Source organism: Pseudomonas sp. PAGU 2196 (genome assembly GCF_022179005.1).
Lineage (GTDB): Bacteria > Pseudomonadota > Gammaproteobacteria > Pseudomonadales > Pseudomonadaceae > Aquipseudomonas > Aquipseudomonas kermanshahensis.
This window is the reverse complement of sequence record NZ_BNTL01000030.1, coordinates 56,147-79,264: the sequence shown is the minus strand read 5'-3', so window position 1 is coordinate 79,264 and position 23,118 is coordinate 56,147. Positions and strand designations below refer to the sequence as shown.

The 23,118-nt window shown below is 63.0% G+C and carries 22 protein-coding genes; 11 read left to right on the top strand and 11 right to left on the bottom strand.

The window, feature by feature from the left end; all coding sequences use genetic code 11:
* Positions 1-33: 33 nt before the first annotated feature.
* The 7 genes from cobG (at position 34) to MFF34_RS23225 (ending at position 6,603) form a co-directional block, all read left to right on the top strand.
* Positions 34-1,365, top strand: coding sequence for a precorrin-3B synthase (cobG, locus tag MFF34_RS23255; RefSeq protein ID WP_283236628.1), 1,332 nt, complete (start codon positions 34-36; stop codon positions 1,363-1,365).
* Positions 1,358-1,984: a precorrin-8X methylmutase gene (locus MFF34_RS23250; protein ID WP_027592587.1), complete on the top strand. Its 627-nt coding sequence runs from the start codon at positions 1,358-1,360 to the stop codon at positions 1,982-1,984. The genes cobG and MFF34_RS23250 overlap by 8 nt, the downstream gene beginning before the upstream one ends.
* On the top strand, positions 1,981-2,715 hold the full coding sequence (locus MFF34_RS23245; RefSeq protein WP_238216674.1) for a precorrin-2 C(20)-methyltransferase: 735 nt from the start codon (positions 1,981-1,983) through the stop codon (positions 2,713-2,715). Before MFF34_RS23250 ends, MFF34_RS23245 begins: the two co-directional genes overlap by 4 nt.
* The gene (gene cobJ / locus MFF34_RS23240; protein WP_238216673.1) at positions 2,703-4,400 is read left to right on the top strand and encodes a precorrin-3B C(17)-methyltransferase; all 1,698 of its coding nucleotides are present in this window, start codon (positions 2,703-2,705) and stop codon (positions 4,398-4,400) included. Before MFF34_RS23245 ends, cobJ begins: the two co-directional genes overlap by 13 nt.
* A gap of 99 nt (positions 4,401-4,499) precedes the next feature.
* A complete protein-coding gene (locus MFF34_RS23235; RefSeq protein ID WP_238216671.1) occupies positions 4,500-5,198 on the top strand; it encodes a hypothetical protein in 699 nt (232 codons plus the stop codon).
* 49 nt (positions 5,199-5,247) lie between these two features.
* Positions 5,248-5,910, top strand: a complete 663-nt coding sequence (locus tag MFF34_RS23230; RefSeq protein WP_238216670.1) for a hypothetical protein — start codon at positions 5,248-5,250, stop codon at positions 5,908-5,910.
* Between the two features lie 15 nt (positions 5,911-5,925).
* Positions 5,926-6,603 (top strand): hypothetical protein, encoded by a 678-nt coding sequence (locus MFF34_RS23225; protein WP_238216668.1) that lies wholly within the window; start codon positions 5,926-5,928, stop codon positions 6,601-6,603.
* Here the strand turns inward: MFF34_RS23225 and MFF34_RS23220 are convergent.
* From MFF34_RS23220 to MFF34_RS23180, 9 genes are all read right to left on the bottom strand, one after another.
* The gene (locus tag MFF34_RS23220; protein WP_238216666.1) at positions 6,581-7,177 is read right to left on the bottom strand and encodes a MarC family protein; all 597 of its coding nucleotides are present in this window, start codon (positions 7,175-7,177) and stop codon (positions 6,581-6,583) included. The genes MFF34_RS23225 and MFF34_RS23220 overlap by 23 nt on opposite strands.
* A gap of 53 nt (positions 7,178-7,230) precedes the next feature.
* Positions 7,231-10,002 (bottom strand): hybrid sensor histidine kinase/response regulator, encoded by a 2,772-nt coding sequence (locus MFF34_RS23215; protein WP_085272337.1) that lies wholly within the window; start codon positions 10,000-10,002, stop codon positions 7,231-7,233.
* Between the two features lie 135 nt (positions 10,003-10,137).
* Positions 10,138-11,433 (bottom strand): phosphoribosylamine--glycine ligase, encoded by a 1,296-nt coding sequence (gene purD / locus MFF34_RS23210; protein WP_186677431.1) that lies wholly within the window; start codon positions 11,431-11,433, stop codon positions 10,138-10,140.
* Between the two features lie 149 nt (positions 11,434-11,582).
* Positions 11,583-13,190, bottom strand: coding sequence for a bifunctional phosphoribosylaminoimidazolecarboxamide formyltransferase/IMP cyclohydrolase (purH, locus tag MFF34_RS23205; RefSeq protein ID WP_238216664.1), 1,608 nt, complete (start codon positions 13,188-13,190; stop codon positions 11,583-11,585).
* 80 nt (positions 13,191-13,270) lie between these two features.
* Positions 13,271-13,591 carry a DNA-binding transcriptional regulator Fis gene (fis, locus tag MFF34_RS23200; protein ID WP_012274390.1) on the bottom strand — a complete coding sequence of 107 codons (321 nt, stop codon included), beginning with the start codon at positions 13,589-13,591 and terminating at the stop codon, positions 13,271-13,273.
* On the bottom strand, positions 13,588-14,601 hold the full coding sequence (gene dusB / locus MFF34_RS23195; RefSeq protein WP_027592597.1) for a tRNA dihydrouridine synthase DusB: 1,014 nt from the start codon (positions 14,599-14,601) through the stop codon (positions 13,588-13,590). Before dusB ends, fis begins: the two co-directional genes overlap by 4 nt.
* Positions 14,602-14,775: 174 nt before the next feature.
* On the bottom strand, positions 14,776-16,188 hold the full coding sequence (locus MFF34_RS23190) for a DUF3426 domain-containing protein (RefSeq protein ID WP_238216662.1): 1,413 nt from the start codon (positions 16,186-16,188) through the stop codon (positions 14,776-14,778).
* Between the two features lie 40 nt (positions 16,189-16,228).
* A complete protein-coding gene (gene prmA / locus MFF34_RS23185) occupies positions 16,229-17,107 on the bottom strand; it encodes a 50S ribosomal protein L11 methyltransferase (RefSeq protein WP_238216660.1) in 879 nt (292 codons plus the stop codon).
* A gap of 134 nt (positions 17,108-17,241) precedes the next feature.
* Complete coding sequence (locus MFF34_RS23180) at positions 17,242-17,697, bottom strand: MaoC family dehydratase (RefSeq protein WP_238216658.1); 456 nt, start codon at positions 17,695-17,697, stop codon at positions 17,242-17,244.
* Between the two features lie 143 nt (positions 17,698-17,840).
* Here MFF34_RS23180 and MFF34_RS23175 point away from each other — a divergent pair, with 143 nt between their 5' ends.
* From MFF34_RS23175 to MFF34_RS23165, 3 genes are read left to right on the top strand one after another with little or no spacing between them, the layout of a single operon-like run.
* Entirely contained in the window at positions 17,841-18,203 is a 363-nt protein-coding gene (locus MFF34_RS23175) for a CidA/LrgA family protein (RefSeq protein ID WP_027592601.1), read from the top strand.
* Positions 18,200-18,916 (top strand): LrgB family protein, encoded by a 717-nt coding sequence (locus tag MFF34_RS23170; RefSeq protein WP_027592602.1) that lies wholly within the window; start codon positions 18,200-18,202, stop codon positions 18,914-18,916. Before MFF34_RS23175 ends, MFF34_RS23170 begins: the two co-directional genes overlap by 4 nt.
* Positions 18,917-18,925: 9 nt before the next feature.
* Positions 18,926-19,516 (top strand): LON peptidase substrate-binding domain-containing protein, encoded by a 591-nt coding sequence (locus MFF34_RS23165; RefSeq protein WP_238216656.1) that lies wholly within the window; start codon positions 18,926-18,928, stop codon positions 19,514-19,516.
* A gap of 45 nt (positions 19,517-19,561) precedes the next feature.
* On the opposite strand, the gene MFF34_RS23160 is transcribed toward MFF34_RS23165, so the two are convergent.
* The gene (locus tag MFF34_RS23160; RefSeq protein ID WP_238216654.1) at positions 19,562-20,878 is read right to left on the bottom strand and encodes a bifunctional DedA family/phosphatase PAP2 family protein; all 1,317 of its coding nucleotides are present in this window, start codon (positions 20,876-20,878) and stop codon (positions 19,562-19,564) included.
* A gap of 3 nt (positions 20,879-20,881) precedes the next feature.
* A complete protein-coding gene (locus MFF34_RS23155; RefSeq protein ID WP_238216653.1) occupies positions 20,882-21,550 on the bottom strand; it encodes a DNA-3-methyladenine glycosylase in 669 nt (222 codons plus the stop codon).
* A 296-nt stretch (positions 21,551-21,846) separates the two neighbouring features.
* Between MFF34_RS23155 and MFF34_RS23150 the strand changes: the two genes are divergently transcribed.
* Positions 21,847-23,118: a glutamate-5-semialdehyde dehydrogenase gene (locus tag MFF34_RS23150; protein WP_238216651.1), complete on the top strand. Its 1,272-nt coding sequence runs from the start codon at positions 21,847-21,849 to the stop codon at positions 23,116-23,118.

Below are 23,118 nucleotides of genomic sequence, written 5' to 3'. Positions count from 1 at the left end.
CGCGCCTTCTACACTCAAGCGCACTTTCACAGATTGCCGGACACCCCTTTGAAGCAGGCCCACGCCCCCGACGTTTCACCTCGCCCCTCGGCCTGCCCGGGGTTGTGGCGCATCGTCAGTGCCCGTGATGGCGGGATTTGCCGCATCAAGCTGCCGGGTGGTCTGCTGCTGGCCGACCAGGCCGATGCCGTGGCCGAGGCCGCCGAGCGCTTTGCCGGTGGTGTGATCGAGGCAACCAACCGCGGCAACCTGCAGATTCGCGGTATTGGCAGCGACCACCAAGGCCTGATCGCCAGGCTGCTCGCGGCAGGCCTGGGCCCGCGCGAAGCCGCCGGTGACGATGTGCGCAACCTGATGCTCAGCCCGCTGGCCGGGCATGACCCTGCCATGTTGCTGGATGCCCGGCCGCTGGCGGGGCAGATCCTCGACCTGCTGGAAGGCACACCGCGGTTTCACCAGTTGTCGGCGAAGTTCGCCGTGCTACTGGACGCCGGCGAAGGCCTGGCGATGCTTGAGCACCCGCATGACCTGTGGCTCTCGGCGCTGCCTATCGAGCAGCGGACGTGGCTGGCGTTTGGCCTGGCGGGCTGCCCTGCGGACGGCCAGGTGCTCGGGGCGGTGCCGGTGGAGCAGGGCCTGGCCCTGGTGCGTGCGGTGCTGGAGCGCTTCCTTGACCTGGCCGCTGTGGACCAGTCGCGCATGCGCCAGTTGCTCGAATGCTGTTCGCCTGCATCGTTTGTCGAAGGGCTCGGCCTGGACATCCGCCGCGATGCCGCCGTGCTTGAATGGCGCCGCCCGACACGCCAGCCCGAGTGGCTGGGTGTGTTGCCACAAGCCCACGGTCTCGCCCTGGGCGTTGCTCCGCCGCAGGGCCGCTTGACCCCCGAGATGCTGCGGGGTGCCGCGCGCATCGCCCGGCACCTGGGCGACGGCAGCCTGCGCCTGAGCCCTTGGCAAAGCCTGGTGCTGACCAATCTCGACCCGGACCAGATCACGCAAGCCCAGGGCGAAATGTCCACGCTGGGCCTGCTGTGCCACAGCCACGAGCCACTGGCCCGCATCAGCGCCTGCACCGGCAGTAGTGGCTGCGCCAAGGCACAGGGCGAGACCAAGGCCGATGCCGTGGCCTTGGCCGCGCTGCTGGGCCCTGGCGTGCCGGGCAGCGTGCACCTGTCTGGTTGCCCCCGATCCTGCGCCGTGGCCCATGTTGCCCCGGCCACCTTGCTGGCCCGTTCACCGGGCCGTTACGACGTGTATGAGCGCGATGCACGCCTGCCGGGCTTCGGCGCCCTGCGTGCCATCGACCTCACCTTGAACGAAGCAGGCGCCATGCTCGACCTGCCGACGGAGCACCTTGATGATTGACTACATCCGCGATGGTCAGGAGATCTATCGCAATTCCTTCCGGATCATCCGTGAGGAAGCCCGACTCGAGCGGATACCCGCAGACCTCGAAAAGCTCGCCGTGCGCGTGATCCATGCCTGCGGCATGGTCGAAGCCATCGACGGCCTGCAGTTCTCCGAAGGGGCCGGCCGCGCCGGCCGTGAAGCCCTGGCCAAGGGCGCACCGATCCTCTGCGATGCGCACATGGTCGCCGAAGGCATCACCCGCGCGCGCCTGCCCGCCGACAACAAAGTGGTCTGCACATTGCGCGACCCGAGCGTGCCTGGCCTGGCCAAAGACGCCGGCAATACCCGTTCCGCCGTGGCCCTGGAGCTGTGGCGGCCGTACCTGGAAGGCAGCGTGGTGGTGATCGGCAATGCCCCGACCGCGCTGTTCTACCTGCTGGAGATGATCGACGCCGGCGCACCCAAGCCTGCGCTCATCCTCGGCTTCCCGGTCGGCTTCGTCGGTGCGGCTGAATCCAAGGCCATGCTCGCCGCCGACAGCCGTGGCGTGCCGTTCGTGATCATGCAAGGCCGCCTAGGCGGTAGCGCGATGGCCGCCGCCGCAGTCAACGCCCTTGCCACGGAGGTGGAATGATGGCGCCACGTGGACGATTGCTGGGCCTGGGCGTGGGCCCTGGCGACCCTGAACTGATCACCGTCAAGGCGCTGCGCCTGTTGCGCGAGGCGCCGGTGGTTGGCTACTTCGTGGCCAAGGGTAAGCGCGGCAATGCGTTCGGCATCATCGAGGCGCACCTGCAGCCAGAGCAGACCTTGCTGCCGCTGGTCTACCCGGTCACTACCGAAGCCTTGCCGGCACCGCTGTCCTATGAGCAGGTAATCAGCGACTTCTACGATGAAGCCAGCGTGCAGGTTGCCGAGCACCTGGACGCCGGCCGCGATGTGGCGGTGATCTGCGAGGGCGACCCGTTCTTCTACGGCTCCTACATGTACCTGCATGACCGCCTGGCGCAGCGCTATGAGGCTGAAGTGATTCCTGGCGTCTGCTCGATGCTCGGGGGCGCCTCGGTGCTGGGTGCGCCGCTGGTGTACCGCAACCAGAGCCTGTCGGTGTTGTCGGGCGTATTGCCGGCCGAAGAGCTCAAGCGCCGCCTGGCCGACGCCGATGCTGCGGTGATCATGAAGCTTGGCCGCAACTTCCCCAAGGTGCGCGATGTGCTGGCCGAACTGGGCCTGGACGGGCGTGCGCTGTATGTGGAGCGGGCAACCATGGCCAACCAGAAGATCGTGCCGCTGGACCAGGTCAATCCGCAGTCGTCACCGTATTTCTCGCTGATCATCGTGCCGGGGGAAAAATGGCAGGGCTGAACATGCAGAAGGCACCGGCGATCGTCATCCTTGGCCCGGGCAGCCTGGCGACGGCGCAACGTATCCAGCACTGTTATCCACAGGCCACGATCCATGGCCTGGAGGGGCGTGTCGAGGGTGCTGACCAGTCGTACACCTCGTTCGGCGATACCTTGCGCGGGCTGTACCAGCAGGACACGCCGATCATTGCCCTGTGCGCAGCGGGTATCGTCATCCGCAGCCTGGCCAGCCTGCTCAGCGAGAAGGGCGTCGAGCCGCCGGTGCTGGCCGTGGCTGAAGATGGCAGCGCGGTAGTGCCGCTACTCGGTGGTCTGAGCGGCGTGAACGTGATGGCGCGTGAAATGGCTGAGGCGCTGGGTGTTGCCGCAGCCATTACCACCAGTGGCGAGCTGCGTTTTGGTACCTGCTTGCTGAACCCGCCGCCGGGCTATGCCTTGGTGGATATCGAGCAAGGCAAGCGCTTTGTCTCTGACCTGCTGGCCGGCGAGTCGGTGCGCATCGAAGGTGATGCCCCCTGGCTGCAGCAGGCGCAGTTACCCGCCAGCGAGGTGGCTCGGCGCAGCATTCATGTGGGGCATCAGTTGCGCCCGGCCAACCGCGACGAACTGCTGATTCACCCGCGCTCGGTGGTCGTGGGTGTTGCAGGCGGGAACGTGCACGGTATCCGTGCTGCGCTGCAGCGGGCCGGCATCGCCGAGCCGTCAGTAGCCTGCCTGCTGGCGGACGAGCAGGCCATGGCCGACAGCGGCTTGCACGAGGCCGCGCAGGCTATGGGTGTGCCCTTGCGCTTCGCTGCCAATCCAGACGGTGTAGCCAGCATGCTTGCAGCGGCGTTGCCCGATGCCCGGCTGACCGAGCTTGAGGGGGCGGCCATTGCCGTGGCGCCTGCCCCGGTTGAGGTAGCGCAGGTTGGCCGCCGTCGTGGTCGTCTGGCCGTCATCGGCTTGGGGCCGGGCGCTGCCGAACTGATGGTGCCGGCGGTCAAGGCCGAGCTGGCGCGTGCCGAAGACGTACTTGGCTATGAAACCTACGTGCGCATGGCCGGGCCCTTCCGTGACGACCAGGTGCTGCACTGTACCGACAACCGTGAAGAGATGCAGCGCGCCCGGCATGCCTTCGAGCTGGCGGCCCAGGGCCGTTCGGTGGTGGTGGTGTCGTCGGGTGATCCGGGCGTGTTCGCCATGGCTGCTGCGGTGCTTGAAGCGCTGCATGAGTCCAGTGACCCAGCGTGGCATCGCGTGGACCTCGAGATCCTCCCTGGCGTTTCGGCCTCGCTTGCCACGGCCGCCCAGGCAGGTGCACCGCTAGGTCACGACTTCTGCGTGATGTCGCTGTCGGACAACCTCAAGCCCTGGTCGATCATCGAAAAACGTCTGGATCTGGCGGCCCAGGCTGACCTGGTGCTGGCCTTCTACAACCCGATTTCCAAGTCCAGGCCGCACCAGCTAGGGGGGGCGCTGGAGGTGGTGCGTCGGCACCGCGAGGGGAGCACGCCTGTAGTCCTTGGCCGTGACATCGGTAGGCCGGGGCAGACGCTGAAGGTAGTCACCTTGGCCGAACTGCTGCCGGAAATGGTCGACATGCGCACCATGGTCTTGGTCGGCTCCTCTACAACCTGCGTGTTTCCTCGCCTGTCGGGTGGGGTGTGGTCCTACACCCCACGGTGGTACGGAATGAAACCCTGAGGGTTGGGAAGCGTTTCAGGGAAGGCAGAGTACATCGTGCTCGGTAGGTTGATGGCTGGAGCCAGACGGCTCCCCAGCAACTTACGAAGAGTAATAGCCATGACCGACGAACTTGTTGCCAAGCGTTTAGAAGTGCTCCCAGGTGGTAGTGTGTTTGTGTTCCCCGAGCACATGAAGATCGACAGCTGTGAAGCCGTCAAAAACTGCCACCAGTTTGCTTCACAAGCAGCCACTGCCCAGTTTCATCCCAGCAAGCAAGCTGTTCAATGGTTCGAATGTTATATCGAGATGGTCCAGGCTACTGGCTGGATTGTCAATTTGTATAAAACGAACACGGTCACCAGTAGCACCATGAAGCTGGAACTGAGTAACCTGCTTGGCCAAGGGCTGAAGATCGCATTGGGTGCGGCTACGGGGGGTGTCCTCGGTGCGGCGAAAGAAGTAGGGGAGGCTGCTGTACAGATGTTGGCGGAGTCCCCCGACACAGTTAAATTGTTCGATCGAACGTCAGAAGAAGATGACTGCACCGCGCTGAGCCTGGCCTTTTGTGATGAATCGGAAAAAGGTGAAGTTGTCATGCTGCTGAGTGCTGCACAAACGGATGCCGACCCCAACAAAAAAACCAACCCGTTGTTGTTTACCTGGGCCAGCAGCGGCGGCACGGTCTACACCTCGACTGCCAAGCTAAGCCTCCATAGAAGTTTGTACGAGGATAACAAAGACGTGCTCGTAAGCCGTCTTGGCGGGGAGTCTCGCAAGGTCTTGCTGTCTGCGCCACTCAAGCGCCGCAAGGGCTGAATAAGGGGCCGGGAGCCAGCGTTCCCGGCCCTCCTTGAGGAGACGAGCTATGCCGTATGAATTCTGCATGTGGCTGAACGGCAATGCGTTGGTGCTATTACCTCGCGCTTGGGCGGCAACGGAAGTTGATGCGCAACTTGATGTTCAATTGGCAGCGTACGTCAAGGCGGAGCATGAATTCTCAATGTTTCACGAGTATTGGGATTGGTGCGCTGAATACAGGGAAAGCCAAGGCGATTTTGGCTGTAGTTTTGTTGAAATAAGGCCGGCCGAAAGGCCCAAGGCAGTTTCACAGCCTTTCAAGTGCTTGCGCGAAACCGTTCTTGCTGCGTTGCCAGTTCAATATCGGGACGGCGCCATGCGTTGTCTGGACGCTTTTTGCCTACCGCCGGAGCATGCAGCCCTTAAAGCACTGTGGGTTGAATGTGTGCGGCCAGCGCAATCTGGAAAACCTTCGACGTTGGTCACTGAGTTACGTGTGGTTATGCCAGGGGTGATTATCGTGAGCGCTCAGTTAAGGTTCGAGAGCCAGGTTTCAGTTGAAGTCGACTGGTCCAGGCAGCGCTTCGACTCTGCCTCCCTGGGTGACATCAGTATTCAATGCACTCAATATTTAATTAATGATGTCGTGCTGAACAGCATTCGGGATGAACTCCATCAACGGTATGCTCCGCTGAGGGCGGCGTACAGTTTGAAGATGCCGACAGTTTAAAACAAGGAACAACGTATGACTGATACATCTGAAAAACTATCAGCTGCCAGTGTTGTTTCTGGTAGTGTCATGTCTTTTGGTGCTACTTGCCCTGTTGAAGACCGGGAAGACATTATGCTGGCAAATATTTTTGCACAGCAAGCGACACGTCAGGAATATGCCTCTGGGTTGAACCTGGACTGGTTTTCCAATTATCGACGTAAGCTGAGTTTTCTCGGCTGGGACGCCACCCCGCCGCCCAACATTCGACGAAGTGGGGGAGACAGAGCCAGTGTGGTGGCAGAGGCAGTCAAAGCCATCGAAGCAGCGGGTTCGACGGCACTTGCGGAGGTCGCTCAGAAGTCCTCGGAAGTGTTAAGAAATAATGATTATGCCTTGAAAGCATTTGAACTGAATGCGATAAGTGGGAGCCGGCTGCACTTTCAGATGCTGCCGTGCATTCGTCACTCAGGTGATTTCTATGACATGGTGGTATTTCACTCGGAATTCGACATGCCACTGGAATTCAAAATAGATGGCTTTCTTTTTCTACCTTTTGGCTTGCAGTTCAAGAATGCAGTACAAAGCGCCGAGTTGATTCGTTTCAATCTCAGGCTATTTCGCAATGAGTTCAAAGCGAAACTGGCCAACGTGAAGAAAAACAATCGGGCACTGATACACAACATTCCACTCAGGCGCTCAGATAGCCTTTGATCCCGGTAAAGATGATCTGCGCCGCCAGGGCACAGACGAACAATCCCATCAAGCGGCTGACGATCTGCAGGCCTTGGTCGCCGAGAATCCGCTCGATGCCGTGCGAGAGGTACAGCACCAGGCCCACGGTGAAGCTGGCCAGCGCGATACTGGCGATGGCCAGCAACTTGTCGTCCCAATGCGGCTGGCCCACGCCCATCACCAGCAGGGCACCGATGGTGCCGGGGCCGACGGTCAGGGGGATGGTCAAGGGCACGATGGTCACGTCCTGCTGAGCGTTGTCGGCCTGCACCGCCGGTTTGCCTTGCGCCATGCCCAACGCCGAGATGAACAGCACGCTGCCGGCACCGATGCGGAAGGCGTCGGCGGTGATGCCGAAAATGCCGAAAATCGCCCGGCCGAACAGGTACAGGAGCACACTGGCGACCAGGGCGGCGAAGGCCACCTTCCAGGCAAGCTGCTTGCGTTCCTTGCTGGAATGGCCGCGGGTCAGGCTGATGAAGCACGACAGCACAAAGAATGGGCTGTAGAGCACGAGCATCTTCAGGTAGACACTGAACAACTCATGGAGCATGGGTTGGGATCCTCGGCTGCGGTGGATGCCTGTCGATGCATCGTCGGCATTGCTTACGGGATAGGCGCGGGATCCGTCTTGGCTTCCCGGTGATTCGCCCAATATTGGATCAGCTCACGCAATTGCGACAGCTCCACCGGCTTGGCCATGTGCCCATCCATACCCGCCAACTTGGCGCGCTCCTTGTGCTCGGCAAGGATGTGCGCGGTCAGCGCCACCACGGGCGTACGTGGGCGCTGGTGCGCGGCTTCCCATGCGCGCAGTTGCTGGGTGGCAGAGAAGCCATCCAGCACGGGCATTTCGCAATCCATCAGCACCAGGTCATAGCGCTGCGCCTTCATGGCTTGCAACGCTTCTTCACCATTGCAGGCCGTGTCTGGCTCGAGGTTGAGCTTGCCGAGCATGCCGCGGATCACTTTGGTCGAGATGCTGTTGTCCTCGGCGACCAGCACACGGAAGTCGCGGGGCAGGTCCAGTGCTTGTGGCACACCGGGAGGGGTGGCCGGCACCGCTTGCTCACGGCCGCGTTGGGCCAGCTCTTCGGCCAGTGTGGTCTTTAGCGTATAGCCTGCCACCGGTTTGGCGAGTATCCGCTTGACCCCGGCATTGCGTGCGATGACTTTGCTCGGCGCGTTGCTGATGCCCGTGAGCATTACCACCAGGATGTCGTGGTTAAGGCTTGGGTCTTCCTTGATCTTGGCCGCCAGTTGCATGCCCGTCATGCCGGGCATGTTCTGGTCCAACAGCACGGCATCGAAGTAGTCGCGCAGGTGCGCCTTGGTGCGCAGCAATGCCAGCGCTTCCTTGCCGGAAGGCACCGCGCTGACATTCATGCCCCAGGCGCTGCACTGCTGCACCAGCACCTTGCGGCAGGTGTCGTTGTCGTCCACCACCAGTACCCGCGCGTCGCGCAATGGGCCATCGAGGTCGGCGGGCGGTTGTTCCAGGCGCGAAGGGTCCAGCGGCAGGGTCAGCCACAGGGTGTTGCCCATGCCGCTGCTGCTCTTGATGCCGAATTCGCCCTGCATCAGGCCGATCAACTGCTTGGCGATGACCAGCCCGAGGTGGCCGCCGAGCTTGTTGCTGGAGAGGAAGTGATGGCTGTGCAGCTCGGCTTGCAACAAGGCTTCGCGCTCGGCGGCGGGCAACGGTTCGCCGCTGTCCTGCACGGCAATGCGCAAGCGCGGCGCTTCGCCACGTTGGTCGAGTGCCACCACCAGCAGGATCTCCCCCTGGTCGGTGTTTTTCAGGGCATTTTCCAGCAGGCTCGACAGTGCCTGGCGCAGGCGCGTTGGGTCGCCACTGATCACGCGAGGCACTTGAGGCTGGGTGAAGCTGATCAGCTCGATGTTCTGCTGTTCGGCCTTGGCCCGGAAGATGTTCAGGCAATCCTCGATCAATGCATTGAGGTCGAACTGCACATCGTCCAGTTCGATCTGCCGGGACTCTAGCTTGGAGATGTCGAGAATCTCGTTGATCAGCGTCAGCAGCTCGTTGCCGGCGCTGTGGATGGTCTGCACGTAGTCGCGCTGCTTGACCGACAGCGGCGTGCCGAGCAGCAGCTCGGTCATGCCCAGCACGCCGTTCATGGGCGTGCGGATTTCGTGGCTGATCTTGGCCAGGAACTCGGCCTTGGCGTTGATCTCGGCATCGCTGGCAGCCAGGGCGCGGCTGGCGCTGAAGCGCTCTTCGCTCATGCGGCGCAGGCGTTCGCTGACGGCCAGGTTAAGCAGCAGGCCGCAAATGACGGTCAAGCCCATGAGCACGCACAGCAGCCACGGCGTCGACGTGCGGGTCAGCCCCAGAAGCGCGGGCAACAGCACCAGGCCGCCAAGGTTGTAGACCCCCATGGCAAGGGTGAACAGGCGTGCGGGCGCGTAGCCCTTGTACCAGTGATAGGCGCTGACCAGCAGCATGCTGACGCTTCCCAGGGCCAGCAGGGCATAGGTCATCAGGTTGAGTGGCAAGGTGTCGACGAACAGCAGCACCAGGCCGCTGACCGCAGCCACCAGCATCTCCCCCTGCAACAGGCGGTTGAGCCGCGGCGAATGGCATGGCGAGAAGAAATGCAGGGTGAAATACAGCCCGGCCAGGCCTGCGAGGACCAGGGTGAGGTAGGCCGCTGGCGTTTGCGCACTGTGCCACACGTGCCACCAGGGGCCGCTGAGGTTGAGCAGGATCAACCCGCTGAGCAGCATCAGGCCGTGGTAGAGCGCCAAAATTAACGTGGTGGTGGAGCGGCCATAGAGGAAGCGGATCAGGTTGTGCAGGATCAGCATCACCAGGCCGCCGAACAGCATGCCGAACAGCAGCGGTTGGGTCTGGTCGGAAGCGGCAACGGCCGCGGGCTCAAGGCTGATGGCTGGGCGCAATTGGTGCTCGGACACCAGGCGCAGGTAGATGTCCAGCGGCTGCCGGCTGTTGGGCAATGGCAGCACATGGTCGCTGCCGCGCAGGGTTGGGCTGGCATTGCCGGCCTGGCGCCCGTGGTGCAGCTGACGCAGTAATTTGTCGCCCTCGAGGGCGTAGAGGTCCAGGCCTGAAAGGTCTGGGGCGAACACCCGCAGCAGTTGCTCCTGATCGCCGGGTTCCAGGCGATAGTGCAGCCACAGGGCTTGTTCGGCAGGGGCAGCATCCAGGTCGCTGAGCAGCAGCGGGCTGAACTGGTTGCGGTAGCGATCGGAGCGCACGTCGCTTAATTGCAGGTTGGCCTGTTCGTCGAGCAGAACAGACCAGCCTCCGCCTTCTTCGGCCGAGGCCGGGAGCAGGCAGAGCAGGGTCAGCAAGCTGACGATCAGAGCTGTGGCAATCCGAAGCCGACGCACTACGAAATCCCTTCTTAGCCGATGTGCCGGATACTAACTATGCGCGGCGCGCCAAGTCGAAGGCAAGGCCCAGAAAGGGCCCTGTCGACGAGCCGAAGGCCGTGGGCGCAAGGCGTCACGGCGCTTCGGTAAAGGTTACTGCTGGTGTTCACCGCGCTCGCGGGCAATGGCCCGGTAGCCGATGTCGGTACGGTAGAAGCTGCCGTCCCACTTGACCTGCTCTGCCAGGCGGTAGGCCTGCTGCTGAGCGGCTTCGACGGTTTGGCCCAGGGCGGTGGCGCAGAGCACACGGCCGCCGGCGGTAACCACTTGGCCGTCTTTCAGGGTGGTACCGGCATGGAACACCTTGCCTTCGAGCTTGGCGGCAGCGTCCAGGCCGCTGATCGCGTCACCTTTGGCGTAGTCGCCCGGGTAGCCACCGGCAGCCAGCACGACGCCCAGGCTCGGCCGTGGGTCCCACTGGGCTTCAACCTTGTCCAGGGCCTTGGCGAAGGCGGCTTCGATCAGCAGCACCAGGCTCGACTCCAGGCGCAGCATGACCGGTTGGGTTTCCGGGTCGCCGAAGCGGCAGTTGAACTCGATGACCTTGGGGTTGCCCGCTTTGTCGATCATCAGGCCGGCATAAAGGAAGCCGGTGTAGACGTTGCCTTCCTCGGCCATGCCGCGCACGGTCGGCCAGATCACCTGGTCCATCACGCGCTGGTGCACGTCGGCGGTCACGACTGGGGCAGGCGAGTAGGCGCCCATACCACCGGTGTTCGGGCCGGTGTCGGCGTCGCCGACGCGCTTGTGGTCCTGGCTGGTGGCCATTGGCAGCACGTTGTGGCCGTCGACCATGACGATGAAGCTGGCTTCTTCGCCGTCCAGGAACTCTTCGATGACCACACGCGAACCCGCATCGCCAAAAGCGTTGCCGGCCAGCATGTCACGCACGGCGTCTTCGGCTTCTTGCAGGGTCATGGCGACGATCACGCCTTTGCCCGCAGCCAGGCCGTCGGCCTTGATTACGATCGGCGCACCCTTTTCCTGCAGGTAGGCCAGGGCTGGCTCGATTTCGGTGAAATTCTGGTAGTCGGCGGTCGGGATCTTGTGACGCGCCAGGAAATCCTTGGTGAAGGCCTTGGAGCCTTCGAGCTGTGCGGCGCCTTTGGTGGGGCCGAAGCAGTCCAGGTTGCGGCTGCGGAACAGGTCGACGACACCTGCGACCAGCGGCGCTTCTGGGCCGACGATGGTCAGTTGTACGTTCTGTTCGGCGAAGTCGGCCAGTTGCTCCAGGGCGTTGACGTCGATGGCGACGTTTTCGCACTTGGCTTCAGTGGCGGTGCCGGCGTTGCCCGGGGCAACGAAAACTTTCTCGACGCGTGGGTCCTGGGCGACTTTCCAGGCCAGGGCGTGCTCACGGCCGCCGCTGCCGATGATCAAAACTTTCATGTCAAAACCTCAATTCAAGGTGGTCTCGAGGCTGGCGGCGGGCCTTGTGGGAGCGGGCTTGCCCCGCGAATGCGATGGTGAATTCACCGCCGCATTCGCGGGACAAGCCCGCTCCCACAGGCCCGCTGCTCGCCCCGGAATCCGTGTAATCAGTGGCGGAAGTGGCGCATGCCAGTGAACACCATCGCGATGCCGGCTTCGTCGGCTGCGGCGATGACTTCGGCATCACGCATCGAACCACCTGGCTGGATCACGGCGCTGATACCCACTTTAGCCGCATTGTCGATGCCGTCACGGAACGGGAAGAACGCATCCGACGCCATGACCGCACCTTGAACCTGCAGGCCAGCATGCTCGGCCTTGATTGCAGCAATGCGAGCGGAGTTGACGCGGCTCATCTGGCCGGCGCCGACGCCGATGGTCTGGCGCTGCTTGGCGTAGACGATAGCGTTGGACTTGACGAACTTGGCCACTTTCCAGGCAAACACCAGGTCGTGGATTTCTTGCTCGGTCGGGGCACGCTTGGTGACGATTTTCAGGTCATCGGCGGTGATCATGCCGATATCGCGGCTCTGCACCAGCAAACCACCGTTGACGCGCTTGAAGTCCCAGCCGGCAGCACGCTCAGCTGGCCATTCGCCGCATTCCAGCAGGCGAACGTTCTGCTTGGCGGCGACCACGTCGCGGGCGGCCTGGGAGATTTTCGGGGCAATGATCACTTCGACGAACTGGCGCTCAACGATGGCCTTGGCGGTTTCGCCATCGAGCTCGCGGTTGAAGGCGATAATGCCGCCGAAGGCCGACTCGGTGTCGGTGGCGTAGGCCAGGTCGTAGGCCTTGCGGATGCCGCCTTCGTCTTCCGGTACCACGGCCACGCCGCACGGGTTGGCGTGCTTGACGATGACACAGGCCGGTTTGACGAAGCTCTTCACGCACTCCAGCGCGGCGTCGGTGTCGGCCACGTTGTTGAACGACAGCTCCTTGCCTTGCAGCTGGATGGCGGTGGAGATGCTGGCTTCACCCTTTTTGGCTTCGACATAGAACGCCGCGCTTTGGTGCGGGTTCTCGCCGTAGCGCATTTCCTGGGCTTTGACGAACTGGCTGTTGAAGGTGCGCGGGAATTCGCTGCGTGCTTCAGTGCTCAGGGTGTCCTTGGCCTGGTCGATGGTGCCCATGTAGTTGGCGATCATGCCGTCGTAGGCGGCGGTGTGTTCGAACGCCTTGAGCATCAGGTCGAAGCGCTGGGCGTAGGTCAGGCCGCCGGCTTTCAGGCCGTCGAGGACGCTGGTGTAGTCGCTGGCATTGACCACGATGGCAACGTCTTTGTGGTTTTTGGCAGCGGAGCGGACCATGGTAGGGCCACCGATGTCGATGTTCTCGATGGCGGTCGGCAGGTCACAGCCTGGCTTGGAGATGGTGGCTTCGAAGGGGTACAGGTTGACGGCGACCAGGTCGATCGGCTTGATGCCGTGCTCGTTCATGATGGCGTCGTCGATGCCGCGACGGCCCAGAATGCCACCGTGGATTTTCGGGTGCAGGGTCTTGACCCGGCCATCCATCATTTCGGCGAAGCCGGTGTAGTCGGCCACTTCCACCGCGTTCACGCCGTTATCCTTGAGCAGCTTGTAGGTGCCGCCGGTGGACAGGATCTCGACACCGAGCTGCTGCAGCTCACGGGCGAATTCGAGGATACCGGTCTTGTCGGAGACGCTGATCAGGGCGCGGCGGATCGGCAGGCGGGTAGTCTGGTCGGTCATTTCGGATTCCATAACGCGGTGGAGTCAGCAAAAAAGGCGCCTCTGTTCAGGGAGCCGCCTTTTCTGATTGGGATTCTGGCTTACAACAAGTCGTACTGCTTGAGCTTCTTGCGCAGGGTGCCTCGGTTGAGCCCGAGCATCTCGCTGGCCTTGGTCTGGTTGCCCTTCACGTAATTCATCACGCTTTCAAGCAGGGGCGCCTCGACTTCGGAGAGCACCAGGTTGTACACGTCCGTGACGGTCGCGCCTTCCAGGTGGGCGAAGTAGTTGTGCAGCGCCTTCTCGACGCTGTCGCGAAGGGTCTGGCCCTCTTCGCTCGGCGTGTTGAGGTGCTGTTTCAGGTTGGCGTTGTCGCTCACGGGCGTTGTTCCACTCACAAATGTCTCGGTCATCATCGTCATGCGGCCACCCCTTGTCCGTCCTCTGTCTCAAGGCTCTGTCGACGTTCACTGAAAAACGCGCGAACGTTGGCGCACTGCGCTTGTGTGTCTTCCAAAGCATTGAACCGGGAGCGAAACTCCTTGCCGCCGGGTCGTGTTGCCAGGTACCAGCCAACGTGCTTGCGGGCGATACGTACGCCCATCACATCGCCATAGAAGGCATGCAGCGCGGCCAGGTGCTCTAGCAGGATGCGTTCCACTTCGTCCAGCTGCGGGGCCGGCAACTGTTCGCCGGTCCGCAGGTAATGCTCGATCTCGCGAAAGATCCAGGGCCGCCCTTGGGCGGCGCGGCCGATCAACAGGCCATCGACCCCGGTGGCGTCCAGTACCGCCCGGGCCTTTTCTGGCGAGGTGATATCGCCGTTGGCAAATACCGGGATAGACACCGCCTGCTTGATGGCAGCGATGGTGTCGTATTCGGCTTCGCCTGTGTACAGGTCGGCGCGTGTGCGGCCATGCACCGCTAGCGCCTGGATGCCGGCCTGTTCAGCGATCTTCGCCACATTCAGGCCGTTCTTGTTCGCCCGATCCCACCCCGTGCGGATCTTCAGCGTCACCGGGACGTCCACGGCGCCTACCACGGCGTGGAGAATCTCGCTGACCAAGGCTTCATCTCTCAATAAAGCAGAGCCTGCAGCTTTGTTGCAGACTTTTTTTGCCGGGCAGCCCATGTTGATGTCGATGATCTGGGCACCCGCTTCGACGTTGGCCTTGGCCGCCGCTGCCATCATCTGGGCATCCCCGCCGGCGATCTGCACCGAGCGCGGCTCGGGATCGCCTTCGTGAATGCGGCGCAGGCTCGACTTGCGGCTGTTCCACAGGCTCATGTCGCTGGACACCATCTCCGACACCACCATGCCTGCGCCCAGGCGCTTGCAAAGTGTTCGGAAAGGCTGGTCCGTGACCCCGGCCATAGGGGCGAGGATCAGGTTGTTTCGCAGTGTGTATGGGCCGATGCGTACCGCCGACATAGGTGATCCCTGTTGTGGGGCCGAATCTTGGAGTTCGAAAAAGGGTGGGCATGATACCCGCTCTCGGTGACCGGATAAAGATGGATTTGGATAAAATCTGAACAGTTGTCGGCTTATGACTTTTGGTGTGGGTAGGCGAGGCTGGGGGCACAAAGTGCCCCCAGGATCAGCCGATTACTCCGGCGAGCGGAAGCTCAGGCTGTAGTTCACGGCCTTGGGGCCTGGGTCGAGGATGTCCAGGGCGATGTGGATCGGGGTCTGGCTGGGCATCTCGCCGCGCCCGGCCAGCTCGCCGGAAAGGTACTCGCTGGGCTTGAAACGCCGGCTGGCGATCAGTTGGCCATTGAGGTCAGCGAAACGCAGCTCGAGCAGCGGGAACGGCTGGGCGAAGGGGGCGCGGTTGTAGATGATCGCATCGACGATCAGCGCACCCTTGAAGTCAGGGTGGCTGCGCACCACCAGGTTGCTGCTCTTGATGCGGGCGATGTCGACGCGGGTTGGCACTTCGCAGCCGAACAGCGGGCATACCTGCTGGAAGATCGGCCGGTACTGGTCCTGGCGGGCCATTTCATCGAAATGGAACCACACGTACTGGAACGCCAGCAGGCCTGCAGCCAGCAGCGTCAGGAAGCCCCACAGCAAGCGCTTGTTCCAGTTGGGCTGGGGCTTTTCCCAGCCCAGTTGCAGCGGGTCGTCGACCACGTCTACCAGTGGTTCCTTGCGCGGCGCTCGCTCGGGCTTGCTGGACAGGCCAGGCTCCAGGCGTTCACCGGGCAACGGCTCGACAGGGTCGTCGTCGTGGGCCGACAGGTGCAGGTCCAGCTCGTCATCGTCGCGCGCGCTGAGGCCCTTTTCCGGGGCTGGATCGTGGCTGGCAGCGAAGTGCTCGCTGACGAACGCATGGTGCTCGTCGGCCTCGATGTCGCGCCGTACGGGGGGCTCGTCGTCGATGTCCAGATCCAGGTGCCCGCCCAGGGTCGGCTCGGTGCGATCGCCCGGGGCGGGCTCCAGGTCCAGTGACTCCTGCTCGAACGCATCCTGCTCCAGCGCGTGCTGTGTCAGTAGCGTGGGTGCAGGTTCAGGCGCCTGTTCAGGCTCGAAGCGGTCGTCGGTGGCGTTGCCAAACAGCTCATCGGTATGGGCGTCTGGCTGATGTTCTTCACGGCGGGCCTGCAAACCGTTGTCCGCGCTGGGCGGGCGAGCGGCGGCAGGTTCGCCACGACGTTCAAGGCGGGCCAGCTCTTGGTCCAGGTCCAGTTCATCCAGGGCCTGGGCCGTGAGCGCCCAGTCGTCCTCAGGGGGCGCTGGGCGTTCGCTGGCGGGGGGATCGGGCGTGACCGCAGGCTCGGCAATCGGCTCGGCAGGTGCTGTGGGTGCGACGGGTACCACTGGCGCCACGGGCACCCTAGGTTCCACAGGCACGCTGGCATCACCGGCGCGGTTCTGCTCCAGCAGTTGCTTTGCGGCGTTGAACACCTGCAGGCAATGGCCGCACCGCACCACGCCGCGCGCCACACTCAACTGGTGATGGGTGACGCGAAAGCTGGTCTGGCAATGCGGGCACTGGGTGACGAAACTGTCGGTCATGCGGCGATCCGGGGTTGTACAGAGGTTATTCTAGGCGCGCTTAACGGCGGCGACCACTGATGCGCACCCAACCATCGCGTACGGCGATCGGGTCCAGCTCGAAGTCGGCGGCGTAGGCGGCAGCCACTTCATCGCCTTGTTCGGCAAGGATGCCCGACAGTGCCAGCAGGCCACCGGGGCGGACCAGGCCAGACAACTGCGGCGCCAGCGAGACCAGCGGGCCGGCCAGGATGTTGGCGACCAGTACGTCGGCCTGCATGGCCGGCATGTGCTCGGGCAGGTACAGCGCCAGCTTATCGTCGGCGATGCCATTGCGCTGGGCATTGTCGCGCGAGGCTTCAATGGCCTGCACGTCGATGTCGGTACCGACCGCTTCGCGCGCGCCCAGCAGCAGGGCGGCGATGGCCAGAATCCCCGAGCCGCAGCCAAAGTCCAGCACCTGGGTGCCTTGGAGTTGCTGGCCGTCGAGCCATTCCAGGCACAAGGCGGTGGTCGGGTGGGTACCGGTGCCGAACGCCAGGCCTGGGTCGAGCAGCAGGTTTACCGCGTCCTTGTCCGGCGCTTCGTGCCAGCTTGGCACGATCCACAGGCGACGGCCGAAGCGCATCGGCTGGAAGTTGTCCATCCAGCTGCGCTCCCAGTCCTGGTCTTCGATCACTTCAGCCTGGTGCTCGGGCAGTTCGGCACCGGTCAGCAGGCGGACGTGGGCGAACACCTGCTCGGGCTCGGCATCGGCCTCGAACAGGGCCAGCAGGTGAGTGTGCGACCACAGTGGGGTGGTGTTGAGGTCGGGTTCGAAGATCGGCTGATCTTCTGCGTCCACGAACGTGACCGAGACGGCGCCGACTTCAAGCAGGGCGTCTTCGTAGGTTTCGGCTTGTTCCGGGCTGATGGCCAGGCGTACTTGCAGCCAGGGCATGGCGGGCACCTTTGGTAAATCGACAGGGGCAGCCCGAGGCTGCGCGAAGGCTGGCAGTTTACGCGAGTGCGCGGGGTTTGTGGATTGTATCGGGGGCCTGTCGCGAATGGGGCGCACAGCGCCCCGGCGATCACTCAGACAAAACAGAGCGACAGGGACTCCGCTATATAAGCAGGCTTCTCTTCCCCTTCGATTTCCAGCGTGGCGATTGCCTTGAGCAGCCACTGGCCGGGTTTTTTCTCGAGCACTTCGTCGAGATCGATCTTCAGCCGCACCTGGCTGTCGACCTTGACCGGTTGAATGAACCGCACGCTGTCCAGCCCGTAGTTCACGACCATCTTCAACCCTTGCGGCAGGACCAGGATGTCCTCCATCAGCGTGGGGATCAGCGACAACGTCAGGAAACCATGGGCGATCGTGCAGCCAAACGGTGTTTTCGCCGCTTTCTCCGGGTCCACATGGATGAACTGAAAATCGCCTGTGGCTTCGGCAAACAGGTTGATGCGCTGTTGGTCGATTTTCAGCCAGGCAGAACGGCCCAGTTCCTTGCCAACGTACTGCGAAAGCTCTGTAACCGGTACATAGGGCATCGCGACTCTCCAGGTTGTAAGTTGGTACGAAGGTGCAAGATCAGCACGCCCCACCGTTTCAGTCAAGTTGCGCGTTTTTCGGCGATTATCGGCTTATACCCTTAGCGTGCTTATAATGGCCGCCATGCCCGAGGGAGGTGCTTATGCTGTTGCGTGGTTTGACCTGGCTGGTGTTGTTTCAACTGCTGGGTACGGCGATCAATCACCTGTTTGTGCCGTTTTTGCCGGGGCCGATCATCGGCCTGTTGCTGCTGCTGTGCTTCCTGATGGCCAGGGGGGAGGTCGGCAAGCCGCTCAATGAAGCCGCCAGCAGCTTGCTGCGCTACCTGCCACTGCTGCTGGTGCCGCCGGCGGTGGGGGTAATGGTGTATGCCAAGGACATCGCCGCCGACTTCTGGGCGATTGCCGGTGCACTGTTCATTTCGTGCCTGCTGACCCTGGTGTTCGTCGGCGTGTTGATGCAGAAGCTCATCCACCGCCAAGGCAAGCACGAGGAGCAGCCATGATGCTCGACTGGCAAGGCGCGCTCGATGCAGTCATCCACCATCCTTTGTTTGGCATCGGCATTACCCTGGGGGCCTATCAGGTCGTGCTTGCGGGCTATGAGAAGACCCGCTGGATCTTCCTGCAGCCGGTGCTGGTGTCGATGCTGCTGGTAATTGGCGTGCTGCTGGTGTGCGGCATCGACTACAGCGAGTACCGCCAGCGCACCGAGATCATGAACACGCTCCTGGGGCCCGCCACCGTTGCCCTGGCTGTGCCGCTCTACCTCAACCTGCGGCGTATTCGCCAACTGTTCTGGCCGACATTTACTACGCTGGTAATCGGAGGCCTGTTCGCCACGGTCTGTTGCCTGCTGCTGGGCTGGTGGTTCGGCGCCGAACACATGATCCTGATGACCATGGCGCCGAAGTCGGTGACGTCGCCGATCGCCATGCTGGTGGCCGAGCAGATTGGTGGCGTGGCGGCGCTGGCCGCGGTGTTCGTGCTGATCACCGGGGTCATCGGCGCGATCTTCGGCCCGGCGCTGTTGACCCGCCTCGGTGTGCACAGCCCTGAGGCACGCGGCATGTCGCTGGGCGTGACCGCGCATGCGGTGGGCACTTCGGTGGCCCTGCAGGAAAGTGATGAATGCGGCGCTTTCGCCGCGCTGGCGATGAGCCTGATGGGGGTGGCCACGGCGGTGTTCCTACCGCTGGCGGTCAGCCTGGTGGCTTGAGGAGTTGTGATGACGCTACCGCTGTTTCCCCTCAATACCGTGCTGTTTCCGGGGTGCTTCCTCGATTTGCAGATTTTCGAGGCGCGCTACCTGGACATGATTGGCCGCTGCATGAAGCAGGGCGAGGGCTTTGGGGTGGTGTGCATCCTGGAAGGGGAGCAGGTTGGCAAAGCGCCACCGACGGTTGCTTCGATCGGTTGCGAGGCGATGATCCGCGACTTCGTGCAGCAGGATAACGGCTTGCTGGGTATCCGTGTCGAAGGGGTGCGGCGTTTCAACCTGGAGCAGACCGAGGTGCAGAAGGACCAGTTACTGGTCGGGCAGGTGCAGTGGTTGCCGGAGCTGGCTGATAGCCAGCTGGGCGAGGCGGACGACGACCTGCTGGCGTTGCTGGTTGCCCTGGGTGAGCACCCGATGGTCGAGGCGCTGGACATGCCTCGGCCGGTGGATGGGCGGCAGGCGTTGGCCAATCAGCTGGCGTATCTGCTGCCGTTCATGGAAGAGGACAAGCTGGACCTGCTGAGCATCGACTCGCCGCAGTTGCGGCTGGAGGAGATTCAAAGGCTGTTGGAGCGGATTCAGGGTGAGCTGTTTGCCTGACTGATCACTGTGGCTTGTTGTGGCCTCTTCGCGGGGCAGGCGACCTCAATACTGATACCGCTCCAAAGCCTGCGGCAGCGCGTGCATGGCAAAGAACGCCAGCAGCGCGACACACGCCGGCAGCACCAACCACCACACCCGCAGCGGCAGTGCTGGAAGCGGCTGGCGATGCTGCACCAAGGTCAGGCTAACCGCGCAGACGCAGCACGCCAGCAAGGCGCCGGCCAGAATATCGGTCGGCCAGTGCGCCCCCAGGTAAACCCGCGACAACGCAATCGCCAAGGCAGGAATGCACCCCAGCAACACCCAGGTCAGGCGCATCCGCGGCGGCTGGCCACGCCCCGCCAGCACCGCCATTACCAAAAAGAACGCAAACGACGCCGAGCTGTGGCCGCTGGGCATGCTGTAGCTGGTCAGTGGGTCGGTCAGCACCTCGGGCCGCGCGCGGGCGAACAGCCACTTGAGCGTGCCATTGGCAATCGCCGTACCCATCAATGCGCCGCCCGCAAACAGTGCATGGCGCCATTGTTGGGCGAGCAGCAGCAGGCCGGTCAGCAGCCCACCGAGGAAAAACTGCGTGCGAAAATCACCCAGCCGTGTCACGAGTACCACGGTACCGTCGATGACTTGGCTGCGGTGTTCCTGCACCAGTGTCATCACGCCCTGATCGAATTCGTGCAGGTACGGCCAGCCCAGGAATACCCCGGCCAAGGCCGCGAAGCTCAACGCGGCGATCAGCCGAGTGCCGTGGCGTTGATCGCGGATGCTGCTGTTCAGGCTCAGGCCGATGAGCACCGCCAACGCACCGGCAAGGATGCCCGCATCCAGCCAGAAGCCTTCCGGTAAAGGCAGGCGCATGGCGGCGCCCGTGGCCCAGCCAGGCAGCAGGTAGGCAACCGACCAGCCGGCGCCTGCCACCAGGCTGACGGCGATGAAGCGTGGCAGTGGCATGTCGAACATGCCGGCGACCATCGGCAGCATTGGCCGCAGCGGCCCGATGAAGCGCCCGACCAGCAGGCTGGCGATGCCATAACGCTGGAAGTAGGTTTCGGCGCTGCCGATCCATTCCGGGTGATTGCGCAGCAGTGGCAGGCGGCGGATGTTCTGGTGGAAATACTTGCCGACGGTGTACGACAGTGCGTCACCCAGCAAGCCACCGAGAAAACCCAGCAACAGCGTTTCGCCCAGGCTGAAGGTACCGCTGCCGGCCAGCACGGCGACCGCGAACAGCAGCACGGTGCCAGGCACGATGATGCCGGCAATGGCCAGGCATTCGATGCAGGCCACCAGGAAAATCGCCAGGCCAAGCCACTGGGGGTTGGCGCTTAGCCAGCCGGTCAGGCTGTCGAGCCATTGGCCCATGTGTCAGTTTCCTTGTTGATGAATGAAGAAGTCTCGGCCTTCGACTTGGCCGCGTCGCAACGGGTTCCGTGTACAGAAGCGGGCGTATTCGGCGTCGACGAAGCGGTACGGCAGGTGCTCGTCGCGGCCCTGCGGGATACCCAGGCGCGCAGCCTGGATCACCCGCGGAACGGCGATGCCGCAGTCGTCGACGTACAAGTGCTCAGGGTCGAACCGCTGCGCGTCCCAGCGCGGCACTTTCAGGTCCAGTGCACGGCATAGCAGGGTCTGGCCTGCGCACAGCCGCTCGGCCGGGCGCAGGTTGCCGCTGGCGTCGGGGTTGTTCAGTTGCATCTGCGCCAGGCTGTTGGCGTCCGAGAGGTCATCCTGCCAAGGGTAGGCGGACTTGATCAGCACCGCATTGCCCGGGCCATGGGCGCTGAAGTTCAACGAGTCGCCACCGCGGGCGTAATACATGTAGATGTGCCCGCCGTCGAGGAACAGGGCCTTGCGCTTTTCCGTATACCCGAGCGAGGCATGGCTGCCTTTGTCGGTCAGGTAGTAGGCCTCGGTCTCGATGATGCGCGCGGCCAACCACAGGTCGCCCTGGCGATGGCGGATGACCTTGCCCAGCAACTCCTTGGCCAGGGTCTGGGCGTCACGGTCGAAAAAGCGGTCGGGCAGGGCTGGCATGCTGGCGGTTCGTGGCTTCAATGGGCTGGATGATAGCAATGAATGGCTTAATCGAGGCTGAACCGGGTGGGTGGTTGAATGGTATCTGCATGTTTCTTTGGGGAGTTGAGAGGTGTTCGTCTTGGGGGATTTGGTGCCTGGAAGATAGAGCACCGCCCGCGCGGCGCCCGATCTCCTTAGCCCCAAAAAAAACCACCCAAGCCCGCCATTTTGTACCATCCGCCACCCGCCGCTGGGCGTATACCTGCGCGACAGTTATAATCAGCCGATTTCCCCTTCGCCAAGACACCGAACCCATGACTGAGTCCGTTCTTGACTACATGACCCGTTTGGGTCGCGCTGCTCGCCAGGCTTCCCGGGTGATCGGCCGTGCCAGCACCGCGCAGAAGAACCGCGCCCTGCAAGCGGCTGCCGATGCACTGGACGCTGCCCGCGCCGAGTTGACCGCCGCCAACGCGCTGGACCTCGCCGCAGGCCGTGCCAATGGCCTGGAGCTCGCACTGCTCGACCGCCTGGCGCTGACCCCGGCGCGTATCGACGGCATGATCACGGGCTTGCGCCAAGTGGCCAGCCTGCCGGACCCGGTCGGTGCCATCCGCGACATGAGCTACCGCCCATCGGGTATTCAGGTCGGCAAGATGCGTGCCCCCCTGGGGGTGATCGGGATCATCTACGAATCGCGCCCGAACGTGACCATCGATGCCGCCAGCCTGTGCCTGAAGTCCGGCAATTCGACCATCTTGCGTGGCGGCTCCGAGGCCATCCACTCCAACCGTGCCATCGCCACCTGCATTCAGCGTGGCCTGGCCGAGGCCGGCCTGCCGGCGGCGGTAGTGCAAGTGGTCGAGACCACCGATCGCGAAGCCGTGGGCGCGCTGATCAGCATGCCCGAGTTCGTCGATGTGATCGTGCCGCGCGGTGGCCGTGGCCTGATCGAACGTATCAGCCGCGATGCGCGGGTGCCTGTCATCAAGCACCTGGACGGCATCTGCCATGTCTATGTCAGCGAACATGCCGACCTGGACAAGGCCTGGCGCGTCGCTTTCAACGCCAAGACCTACCGCTACGGCATCTGTGGCGCCATGGAAACCCTGCTGGTCGACCAGCGTGTAGCCGAGCGCTTCCTGCCGGAAATGGCCCGCCGTTTCCAGGAAAAGGGCGTCGAGCTGCGTGGCTGCGAGCGCACGCGTGCGCTCATCGAGGCCAAGCCGGCCAGCGAAGACGACTGGCACACCGAATACCTGGATGCGATCCTGTCGATTCGTGTAGTCGATGACCTAGACCAGGCCATCGAACACATCAATCACTATGGCTCGCACCACACCGATTCGATCATCACCGAGCACCAGGGCCAGGCCCGCCAGTTCATGGCAGAGGTCGACTCGGCGTCGGTGATGCTCAATACCCCAACCTGCTTCGCCGACGGTTTCGAGTACGGCCTGGGCGCGGAGATCGGTATCTCCACCGACAAGTTGCATGCCCGCGGCCCGGTTGGCCTGGAAGGCCTGACCTGCGAGAAGTACGTGGTGATCGGCGACGGCCAGCTACGCGGCCAGGAGTCCTGCTGA